General features: G+C 65.3%; 8 protein-coding genes and 1 pseudogene. 3 read left to right on the top strand and 6 right to left on the bottom strand.

Translation table 11 applies throughout. The features are described from left to right. A partial coding sequence (locus tag WA317_RS11500; protein WP_425173147.1) for a DegV family protein occupies positions 1-454 on the top strand: 454 nt, incomplete at its 5' end. A 67-nt stretch (positions 455-521) separates the two neighbouring features. Here WA317_RS11500 and WA317_RS11505 read toward each other — a convergent pair. The 6 genes from WA317_RS11505 to WA317_RS11530 form a co-directional block, all read right to left on the bottom strand. After that, entirely contained in the window at positions 522-3,425 is a 2,904-nt protein-coding gene (locus WA317_RS11505) for an RND family transporter (protein ID WP_425173148.1), read from the bottom strand. Further along, positions 3,422-3,841 (bottom strand): MmpS family transport accessory protein, encoded by a 420-nt coding sequence (locus tag WA317_RS11510; protein WP_425173154.1) that lies wholly within the window; start codon positions 3,839-3,841, stop codon positions 3,422-3,424. Before WA317_RS11510 ends, WA317_RS11505 begins: the two co-directional genes overlap by 4 nt. 246 nt (positions 3,842-4,087) lie before the next feature. After that, a complete protein-coding gene (locus WA317_RS11515) occupies positions 4,088-5,152 on the bottom strand; it encodes a dihydrodipicolinate reductase (protein ID WP_425173149.1) in 1,065 nt (354 codons plus the stop codon). A gap of 39 nt (positions 5,153-5,191) precedes the next feature. Next, positions 5,192-6,298 carry an acyl-CoA dehydrogenase family protein gene (locus WA317_RS11520; protein ID WP_425173150.1) on the bottom strand — a complete coding sequence of 369 codons (1,107 nt, stop codon included), beginning with the start codon at positions 6,296-6,298 and terminating at the stop codon, positions 5,192-5,194. Positions 6,299-6,319: 21 nt separating this feature from the next. Next, on the bottom strand, positions 6,320-7,480 hold the full coding sequence (locus WA317_RS11525) for an acyl-CoA dehydrogenase family protein (protein WP_425173151.1): 1,161 nt from the start codon (positions 7,478-7,480) through the stop codon (positions 6,320-6,322). 123 nt (positions 7,481-7,603) lie between these two features. Then, positions 7,604-8,383 (bottom strand): SDR family NAD(P)-dependent oxidoreductase, encoded by a 780-nt coding sequence (locus WA317_RS11530; protein ID WP_425173152.1) that lies wholly within the window; start codon positions 8,381-8,383, stop codon positions 7,604-7,606. Positions 8,384-8,536: 153 nt separating this feature from the next. Here WA317_RS11530 and WA317_RS11535 point away from each other — a divergent pair, with 153 nt between their 5' ends. Together WA317_RS11535 and WA317_RS11540 are read left to right on the top strand one after the other, a co-directional pair. After that, positions 8,537-9,379 (top strand): helix-hairpin-helix domain-containing protein, encoded by an 843-nt coding sequence (locus tag WA317_RS11535; RefSeq protein ID WP_425173153.1) that lies wholly within the window; start codon positions 8,537-8,539, stop codon positions 9,377-9,379. Positions 9,380-9,388: 9 nt separating this feature from the next. Continuing rightward, positions 9,389-10,000 (top strand): annotated as a pseudogene (locus WA317_RS11540) (ComEC/Rec2 family competence protein); the annotation flags it as partial.

Raw genomic sequence — 10,000 nt, forward strand, 5'->3', positions numbered from 1 at the left:
CGTGGAGACCGTGCAGCAGGCGGCGCGCGCTGCGGCGCAGCGCTGCCACGCCTTCGTAGTTGTCCACCGGCTGGACAACCTGCGGCGCAGCGGACGCATGGGCGGCGCCGCGGCATGGCTGGGCACCGCACTTTCACTCAAGCCGTTGCTGCACATCGACGACGGCGAACTGGTTCTCGCGCAACGGGTTCGCACCGCCAGCAAGGCCGTCGCGGCGATGCTCGACCGGGTGTGCGAGCTGGTCGGTGACAACGCTGCGGCGGTCGCGGTGCATCACGTTAACAACCCCGACGGCGCGGCCGACGTGGCGGCCGCACTGGCAGAACGGCTACCGGCGGGCCGACCGGCGATCGTGACAGATCTGGGTCCGGTGCTCGGGCTGCACGTCGGCCCGGGAGCCCTGGCAGTCTGCGTCGCCGTCGACCCGGAAGACCCAGGCAGCTCGTCAGCGTAACGTCACCGCGACTTCTGGTCGCCGTCTTCGCAGCAGCGTTACGCTCGCCGACCCGAAGGACAACCGATCAGCGCTTGGCCGGCGCCGCCAGCGGCGCGGTGGCTTCGCTCTCGCCGCTCACCGGGACTGGCTTCGGTTTGGCGTAATCGCCGCGCGGGTGGATCACCTGCGGCCACCAGAACCAACGGCCCAGCATTGTGGCCAGCGACGGCATGAACAGCGTGCGCACCACCAGGGTGTCGAGCAGCAGACCGATGCAGACCGTCGAGCCGAATTGGCCCAGCACCGTAAGCTCGCTGCCCAGCATCGCAGCCATGGTGAACGCGAATACGAGACCCGCCGACGTCACCACTGCACCGGTGCCGGCCATCGACCGGATGTATCCGGTCTTGAGCCCGGCGTGGATCTCCTCCCGGAACCGGGAAACCAGCAGCAGGTTGTAGTCCGAACCGACGGCCAACAGGATGATGACCGACAGCGCCGCCACAATCCAGTGAATGTGCATGCCGAGCAGGTCCTGCCAGATCAGCACCGACAGGCCGAAGGACGCCGCGATTGAGCTGCTGGCAGTGCCGACGATGACGAGGGCGGCCACCACGCTGCGGGTGAGCAGCAGCATGATCATGAAGATCAGCGTCAACGCTGACACCACGGCGATCATCAGGTCGTATTTTTCGCCGTCGGCCATGTCACGGAAGGTGGCGGCGGTTCCACCGAGATATACCTTGGCATCCGACAGCGAGGACTGCTTGAGTCCCTCTTGCGCGGCGGTGCGCTCCGCCGACACCCGCGCGATTCCCTCCGGGGTCATCGGATCGCCCTGGTGGGTGATGAAGAAGCGCACCGACTTGCCGTCGGGGGAGAAGAACATCTTCACACCGCGCAGGAATTCCGGGTTACCGAAGGCTTCAGGCGGCAGATAGAAGAAGTCGTCGTTCTGCGACTTGTCGAAGCTCTGCCCCATCACGATGGAGGTGTTGCTCATGGCCTCCATCTGGTTGATCATCGCCGAAAAGGTCTGGTACATCGTCAGCGTGAGACCATGTGTCGTCTTCAACGTCTCGAGCATGATCGGGATGAGTCGCTCCATCTCATGTGAGGCTTGCGCAGTACGCCCGATGTCGCCTGAGAGGTCCTTGATTTGTTCGGCGATTTGGTCGATTCCGTCCAACGCGTCGAACAATGACCGCAACGACCAGCAGATCGGTATGTCGAAACAGTGCTTCTCCCAGTAGAAGTAGCTACGGATCGGTCGCCAGAAGTCGTCGAAATCGGCGATATGGTCCCGCAAATTATCGGTGATCTGCGAGCTTTCTGCGGTGTGCTTTGCGCTGTCGTCAGCGGCAGCGGCCAGGTCGTGGGTGACCTTCGCCATGCGCTCCGTCGTCCCGATCATGACCTGCATCTCGTCGGCCATCGTCAGAATGTCTTTCATTCTGTCTTTGAGAAAGTCCATGTTCTGCATGGTCGTCTGGCTCTGGATGCTGTTCTGAAAGGGAATCGAGCTGTGCTGGATCGGGATGCCCAGGGGCCTGGTGATGTCCTGGATCATCGCGATACCCACGGTGCGGATCTCGTTCTTGGCGACTTTGTCCAGCACCAGCATGTCGGCGGGATTGCGCATGTCGTGGTCGGCTTCGATCATCAGCATGTCGGGATTCATCCGCGCTTCGGAGAAATGCCGGTCGGCCGCGGCGTACCCGATGTTGGACGGCGCTGATTCGGGCAGGTAATGGCGGTCGTTGTAACTTGTCTTGAAGCCGGGCAAGGCGACCATGCCGACCAGGACGACGGCGGCGCTGACCGCGAAAATCGGTGCAGGCCAACGCACCACCGCGGTGCCGACCCGGCGCCACAGCCGGCCGCGGGCTTGGCCCTTTTTCTCGAACAGTCCGAAGCGGCTGCCCACGAACACAACCGCGGGGCCCAGCGTCAACCCGGCCGCCACCACGACCAGCATGCCGATCGCTACCGGCGCACCCATGGTGGAAAACCAGGGCAGCCGGGCGAAGCTCAGGCAGTACGTCGCACCGGCGATGGTGAGGCCGGATCCCAGCACGACGGGCGCGACACCCTTGAATGTCGTGTAGTAGGCGGTTTCTCGATCCTCACCGGCCCGGCGGGCCTCCTGGTAGCGGCCGAGGAGGAAGATCCCGTAGTCCGTTCCGGCGGCGATGGCCAACATCGTCAGAATGTTCGCCGCGAACGTGGTGAGCCCGAACGCGTTGTTGTAACCGAGAACCGCGACGATGCCGCGCGCGGACGCCAGCGCGACGAAGGTCATGAACAGCTGAACCAGCGTAGTGACGATCGAGCGATAGACCAGCAACAACATGATCGCGATCGCGCCAAGGGTGAACAGCGTGATCTCGGCCAGGCTGGCGTTGCCGATGGCGTGCATGTCGTCGCTGAGCGCCGCCGGGCCGGTGACGTAGCCCCTGATCCCGGGCGGCGCGGGTTCGTTGTCGACGACCTTGCGGACGGCTTCGACGGAGTCGTTCGCCTCGGTGGTGCCCTGGTTACCAGCGATGTTGACCTGAACGTAGGCGCCCTTGGCATCGGCGCTCTGGGCGCCCGCCGCGGTGAACCGGTCGCCCCAGAAGTCCTGGACGTGCTGGACGTGCTTGGTGTCCTGGCGCAGTTTCCGCACGATGTCGTCGTAGTAGCGGTGCGCCGCATCGCCGAGTGGCTGCTGGCTTTCCAGCACGACCATCACCGTGCTGTTGGAGTTGAACTCCTTGAAGTTGTGACCCAGCCGCATCATCGCCTTCATCGACGGTGCGTCCAAGGGCGCCATCGGCGCCGAATGCGCCTCGCCGACGACTTCCAGCGTCGGGACCGCGACGTTCACCAGAACGGTCAGTGCGACCCAGCCCAGGATGATGGGGACCGCAAGCAGGCGAATGAAATGCGGGATGAATGGCCGGGGCGGGCGTGCGGACTTGACCTGCTCAGTGCTGGTGTCGGTCATGCGGATTTCACCAGGCAGAAGGTCTGTGCGTTGAGCCCGTCTGCACTCTGGTGCTCGCGAAGTTCACCGTCGACGGTGATGCGGCAGCCGATGTGGTCGGCGTCGGTTTGCGCCATGATGTTGGCGCTGACTGCGGGCAGCGTGGTGGACAGTGTGTAAGTCCACGGCAGCGGCGCACCGTTGACCTGGTGGGTGTTGGCGTCGGCGTCCCAGTAGTTGATGTTGGCGGTGCTCCCGGGTGGGCCGAGAATCTCGTACTTCACGACTTTGGGGTTGAACTGGACGATTTTGATCCCCGCTCCGGCGTTCGCATTCAGGTCCTGTGAGCCGAAAACTTTGTGCAGGCGCGTGACGACGAGCGCGGACAGTGACAAAACAATCAGCAGAATCACCGGTATCCACCAGCGTTTGAGGATCCTACCAACCGAAATCGCCCTCACCCGGCCTCCTCCCGCCCGCCCGTTCGCGATCTTCCCGCCGAACGCATCGAGCTGAAGATCCATTCCGTCCGCCGCCGTCGGCGTTTGTAGCACTCTGCCGAAAGCCCGGCTTTGCCTCTCGTCATCTTCGCCGATGCGCCGGCAGAACATTCGCTCGGCTAAGTATGTTAAACCTTAGAGCACGCTCACGTTCCGCGAGGTGGCTCGCATGTGTTTGACGCCTCAGTGCTGGGGCTTCGCTCGGCCGGTGACCGGCGGCAGATCCGCCAGGGTGAGAATTCCCGACCGGGCCGCGACCACCGCGGGAACCGCATTGGTGACCGGCATCGCGGTGTAGATCATGCCCAGCCCCATGTACCCGGGCTCGGTCCAATCCTTGGGCGGCAGGCAGTGGATCACCGTACGCATATTGGGCAGGCCGAACACCTGGATGACGTGGCCGTGTTCCAGCGGCTTGGGCGGTACCACGTGGTCACCCATCGTCCAATTGAACCCGACGCTGACGATGTTCTGCTCGCCGACCCAACCGCGGTGGTAGCCGTACACGCTGCCGACGGTTCCGGCCGGGATCTTCATGAAACCCAGGTCGGTGTCGGCGGTGGCCGCGGTGAAGGTGACGTCGAACGTCAGCCGGTCCAGCTTCGCTCCGATGGCGTCGGCCATCAGCTCCGCTGACTCGGCAAACACTTCGCTTTCCCGGCGCACAGTGTCCGCCAGGCCCGGTGTGTCCGGGTCCTGCGAGAACCCCATCGCGGTCTGGGTGGCCGCCGACTCATAGGTTGAGCAGTCCACCGATTCGGTGATGCGGATCTCGTCGACGCGCTCGCAGGATCCGCTGAGCGCCATTCCCACCAAGTTGGTCATCCCGGGATGGGCTCCGCTGCCGAAGATCGACGAGCCGCCCCGCGCGCAGGCGTCCACGATGCGTTGGCGGTCTTCGGACGTCTGCTTTCCGCCGGTGATCCAGGCCGCACTCGAGCACACGTTGACACCCGACTCGAGCAGTCGCACCAACTCGTCGATGTCGGGCCACAGCGGGTTATAGCAGCAGGCGTCCGGACGGAGCGCGAGCAGTTCGTCCACGTCGTTGGTCGCCTCGACCCCGGTCGATTCCGGCCAACCGGCCAGCTTCGCGGCGTCGACGCCGACTTTCTCCTGACCGTGCGCGTAGACGCCGACCAGTTCCATGTCTGGCCTGCCGATGATGGCGTGCAGCGATCGCCGACCGATGTTGCCGGTGGTCCATTGGATCACTCGAAGCGGCCGGTCGACGCTGGATGTGGTCATGTGGCCCGCTCAGACAGTTCGGTCATGCGTGCCGCCGTTCTACAGCGACGCGACGGTGTAGTCGCCGAGCTGATCGACGAGAACGCGCAGCTGCTCGCGCGACGAGCCCAGCGTCTGCTCGATCGCGGTCAACCGGGCGGCGTAATGGCCGACCGGGTACTCAGCGGTCATGCCGATGCCGCCATGCAGTTGGATCGCTTCCTGAGCGACGTGACGTCCGGACTGGCCGATCTGCAGCTTGGCCCGTGCCGCGATCACCGGATCGAGGTTTTCGTCGGCGATCGACATGGCGGCGTAGTAGTTCATGCTGCGCGCCAGTTCCAGGGAGACGTACATGTCGGCGGCGCGCTGCGTCAGCGTCTGGAACTTGTTCAGCGTGACCCCGAACTGCTTACGGGACTTGAGGTAGTCGGTGGTCAGCCGCAGCGCTTCCTCCATCGCACCCACCGCTTCACTGCACAGTGCCGACTGAATCCGGACGATGGTGTCGCGGATCGCCGACGATGCGTCGGCAGCGTCACCGAGAGCTTCGGCAGGAACGTCGTTCAGATCGATCTGCGCGCCACGCTGGCCGTCGAAGGTGCGGTACGGATGCCGGGTGGTCGCGCCGGCCTCGACCAGGAACAATCCCGTCCCGCCGTCGGGCAACGCCGCGCTGACCACCAGGGTGTCGGCGCTGTCACCGGCGAACACCGGGTTCTTGTGGCCGTTCAGCGCCCAAGAATCACCTTGCCGCACAGCGCGAGTGGTCAGTTCGCCGTAGGCCGAGCGCAGCTTGGGCTCCAGGTGGGCGAATGCCAGCAGGTGCTCTCCGGCCGCCACGTCGTCCAGAAGCCGCTTCTGCTCTTGGTTCCCGAACTCGGCGATGACCGCGCCCGGAGCCAGTGCCGCGTGTACGACGGGCTCCGGCGCCAGTCGCCGGCCCAGTTCGATGAGCACGACCATGATTTCAAGCTGCCCGGCCTCGTCCGGATCGAACCCTAGTCCCAGGATCCCCGTCTCGGCGAGCTGGCCCCACACTTCGCGGCTCCAGCCGAGATCGCTGTCGATGACCTTGTTACGGCTTTCCGGGTCGTAGGCGCGAGCCAACAGATCGCGGGTGGTGTCGCGAAGCAGCGTCTGCTCGTCGCTTAACTGAAAGTCCATGACTGCCTGCCGCTCCTGTCTTCACAAACCCAGAATGGTGGACGCGATGATGGTGCGCTGCACCTCATTGCTGCCGCCGTAGATCGATGTCTTGCGGTAGTTCAGGTAGCGCGGCGCGGCGCGCTGCGCCCACTCCGGCGAAGCGATGTCGTCACCGGCCGCGAACGGCAGTGCGTCAGCACCGGCCACCTCGACGAGGAGCTCGGTCGCCTCCTGCTGCAGTTGGCTGCCGCGCAGCTTGAGCACCGATGAGGCCGGGTTCGGCTTACCGGCGGCCGAGCCGGACGCAACCCGCATCTGCGTGAGTTCCAGTGCCAGCACTTGGTTTTCGACTTCGGCCAGTCGCGCAGCGAACAGCGGGTCAGCCAGCACGCCGGATTCGCCCGCCTTTTCCTTCACCTCGGCGAGGCGGACTTTGGTTCGGCCGAGTTGAGCGATGCCGGTTCGCTCGTTGCCCAGCAGGAACTTCGCGTACGTCCAACCTTGATTCTCCTCGCCGACGAGCTGATCGGCAGGTACCCGGACATCTTCGAAAAACACTTCGTTGACCTCGACACCGCCGTCGATCAATTTGATGGGCCGCATTGTGATGCCGGGGGTGTCGAGTTCGATCAGCACGAAGGAGATTCCGGCCTGCCGTTTCGGCGCCTGCGGGTCGGTGCGGACCAGACAGAAGATCCAGTCCGCGTACTGGCCGAGGGTTGTCCACGTCTTCTGGCCGTTGACCACGTAGCTGTCACCGTCGCGGTGCGCGGTGGTGCGCAGCGAGGCCAGGTCGGAACCGGCTTCGGGTTCTGAGAAGCCTTGGCACCACCAAATGTCGAGGCTGGCCGTCGGCGGCAGGAAGCGTTGTTTGATTTCGTCGGAGCCGAACTCGGCGATCACCGGACCGACCATCTTGGTGTTGAAGTTCAGCGGCTCCGGCACGCAAGCCAGTTGCATCTCGTCGAGCCAGATCTGCTGCTGAGCGGGCGTCCAATCCTTACCGCCCCATTCGACAGGCCAGTTCGGCACAGCCAGCCCGTGCTTGTGCAGGATTCTTTGACTGGTCACGATGTCATCGCGACTGGGCCCCAAGCCGAGCCGGCTCCGTTCGCGAATGTCGGCGGGGATCTCCGTGGTGTAGAACGTGCGCAGTTCGTCGCGGAACGCGGCTTCTTCCGCGCTGAGCGCCAGTTGCATCGCAGCCTCCTCTGCTGGATGGCCGCCGGAGAAAACAATCACCGACGGTGCTGCTCTGCACGTTAGGCCGCCCGCGCCGGCCAACCGTAACCGGGTGTCTGAGTGCGCGGCGGACTGCTCGTGTCAGCGCTGCTTGACTGGTTTGGCGATCAACCGGTTGGCAGCGGATTTGACCGAATCGGGTAGGAACCGGTTGCTGACGCCCATGATCTTGGTGGTCAGCGATGAAGCGACGACTTGGCCGCGACCATGCACCAGTGCCTGGTAACCCTGCTCGGCCACTTTGGCCGGGTCGTCCTTCGGGATGCGCCCGAGGAGCGTGTTGAGCTGGTTTGAGCGGTTGAAGAAGTTCGTGTCGGTCGGTCCCGGCAACAGCGCCGTCACGGTAACCCCGGTGTTGCGCAACTCGTCCTGCAGCGCCTCGGCGAACGACTGCACGAACGACTTGGAAGCGTTGTAGATCGGCTGGTAGGGGCCGGGCATCATCGACACGACCGACGAGGTGAGCAACACCTTGCCGCTGTCGCGGGGCACCATGTCACGCAGTACGAGCTTGGCCAGGTGCACGGTCGATCTGACATTGAGGTCGATGATGTTCAGGTCGGCCTCGAGAGGAGTGTCGACGAACTTGCCGCCTTGACCGGTGCCGGCGTTCAACGCCGCGGCGTCCAGTTGCCGCCCGCCGGCGGTGGCCTGCTGGTAGAGCTTCTCCACGCTTTTCGGCTTGCGCAGATCGACCTGCACCGGCTCTACTTCGACGCCTGACGCTTTCAGTGTGGTGGCGGCGGTGTGGATCTCATCGTTGTCGGCCGCGATCACCAAGTCGTAGCCGTCCTGCGCAAACCGCTTCGCCAGCTCGAAGCCGATTCCACTTGACGCGCCGGTGATTAGAGCAAGTACCATGGACTCCGGCTACCCGGCCGACGGGTCGTCAAACCCTCTCGGCGCAGCCGATGTCGGCGCGGAAAGTGCACAGTGCGCGATTGGTCCACAGAACGTGCGCTCGGCGGGGTTGTGATCGGCCGTTCTGGCGGTGTTCGCGCTTACCGTCGGCGCATGCGAACAGAACTGCCCATGGAGCGACTGCGCCGACGACTGGGTGCAGAGCCGGCTGCCGGCGCCGAATCCGATGAAGACGGCAGCGACGAGGACAACGACCCCAATTCGCTGTTGCCCCGCTGGCTTCCGGACGGCTCAGCCGGCGGCGGCTGGCTGGCGAGCGTGCGTGCTGATCCGGCCCGCGCCGGTGCGGTCGGGCTGGCGTTGATCGCCGCCATCGCGGTGCTGGTGACGGTTTTCACCCTGATGCGTGCACAGCCCGCGCCGGTCACCTCGGCCAAACTCCCACCCGTAGAGATGGCGTCGTCGGCCAGCCGTGCGCCGGCAATCGCCCCGTCAGCCAAGCCAGACATCCCCCTGGTCGTCAGTGTCGTCGGCCTTGTCCATACGCCGGGACTGGTGACCTTGGCGCCCGGCGCAAGGATCGCTGATGCGCTCAAAGCCGCCGGTGGGGTGGTCGACGGAGCGGACACCATCGGGCTGAACATCGCCCGCCCGGTCGGTGACGGCGAGCAGATCGTCGTAGGCATCGCGCCTCGAGCGGGGCTGCCGACGGCGCTGGGCAGTTCGGTCAATTCCGGCTCGGCCGCCACGGGCACGTCGACCGCCCCAGGCGGAGCAGCCGGACAACCGACCGGCAAGCCGGGTGAGGTGGTCGACCTCAACACCGCGACGACACAGCAGCTGGACGCCTTACCGGGCGTCGGGCCGGTTACCGCGGCCGCGATCGTCAAGTGGCGGGAGGCGCACGGCAAGTTCACCAGCGTGGATCAACTCGCCGACGTCGACGGCATAGGCCCGGCCAGGCTGGAAAAGTTGCGGGCGTTGGTCCGCGTCTGAGACCTCGAAGTGGGAGGCGAGCAAGACGCGGACGGGGGTCAGCCGTCGGACCGGCCGCCGGCTGCCGAGCACCCGTCAGCGCTGCTGGACGTGCGGCTGGTGCCTGGTGCGCTGACCGGCTGGCTGGTCACCGCGGCCGGAATCGTCTGGCCGGTCGGTGCGGCGTTGGCATCGCTGAGTGCCATCGTCGCCGCGGTCGCAGGGCTGCGGCTGTGGCGGCTCGGGTGTCGCCCGGATGGCGTCACACGGCTGCGGGCGATCAGCGTCACAGTGCTGGCGGTCGGTGTGGTCGGCACGGGTTACGGGTTGGCGGTTGCCATGCGCGCCAACGCAGTTCGCCACCACCCGATCACCGCCGCGTACGGGCGGGCCGCCCGGGTGCTCGTCACTCCGAGCGAAAGCGCAATGTCGGTGGGCAGCAGCCGCTTGCTGTTCCGCGCCACGCTGCACCGCCTCGGGCCCGATGAGATGTCCGGTTGTGTCGTGGTTTTCGCCTCGGCGCGCGACTTCGGCGGGGTGATGGTGGGTGAGCCGGTGCAGTTCGACGCACGCATCGGCCGGCCGACCCGCCGCGACCTGACAGTGGCGGTCCTCAACGCAAGGGGCGCGCCGCAGGTCGGC

The sequence above is a fragment of the Mycobacterium sp. genome (genome assembly GCF_049802695.1).
Taxonomy (GTDB): domain Bacteria; phylum Actinomycetota; class Actinomycetes; order Mycobacteriales; family Mycobacteriaceae; genus Mycobacterium.

Coding starts and splice junctions, on each gene's coding strand:
- WA317_RS11505 (WP_425173148.1), bottom strand. CDS start 3,425: ATGACCGACACCAGCACTGAGCAGGTCAAGTCCGCACGCCCGCCCCGG.
- WA317_RS11515 (WP_425173149.1), bottom strand. CDS start 5,152: ATGACCACATCCAGCGTCGACCGGCCGCTTCGAGTGATCCAATGGACC.
- WA317_RS11520 (WP_425173150.1), bottom strand. CDS start 6,298: ATGGACTTTCAGTTAAGCGACGAGCAGACGCTGCTTCGCGACACCACC.
- WA317_RS11525 (WP_425173151.1), bottom strand. CDS start 7,480: ATGCAACTGGCGCTCAGCGCGGAAGAAGCCGCGTTCCGCGACGAACTG.
- WA317_RS11530 (WP_425173152.1), bottom strand. CDS start 8,383: ATGGTACTTGCTCTAATCACCGGCGCGTCAAGTGGAATCGGCTTCGAG.
- WA317_RS11535 (WP_425173153.1), top strand. CDS start 8,537: ATGCGAACAGAACTGCCCATGGAGCGACTGCGCCGACGACTGGGTGCA.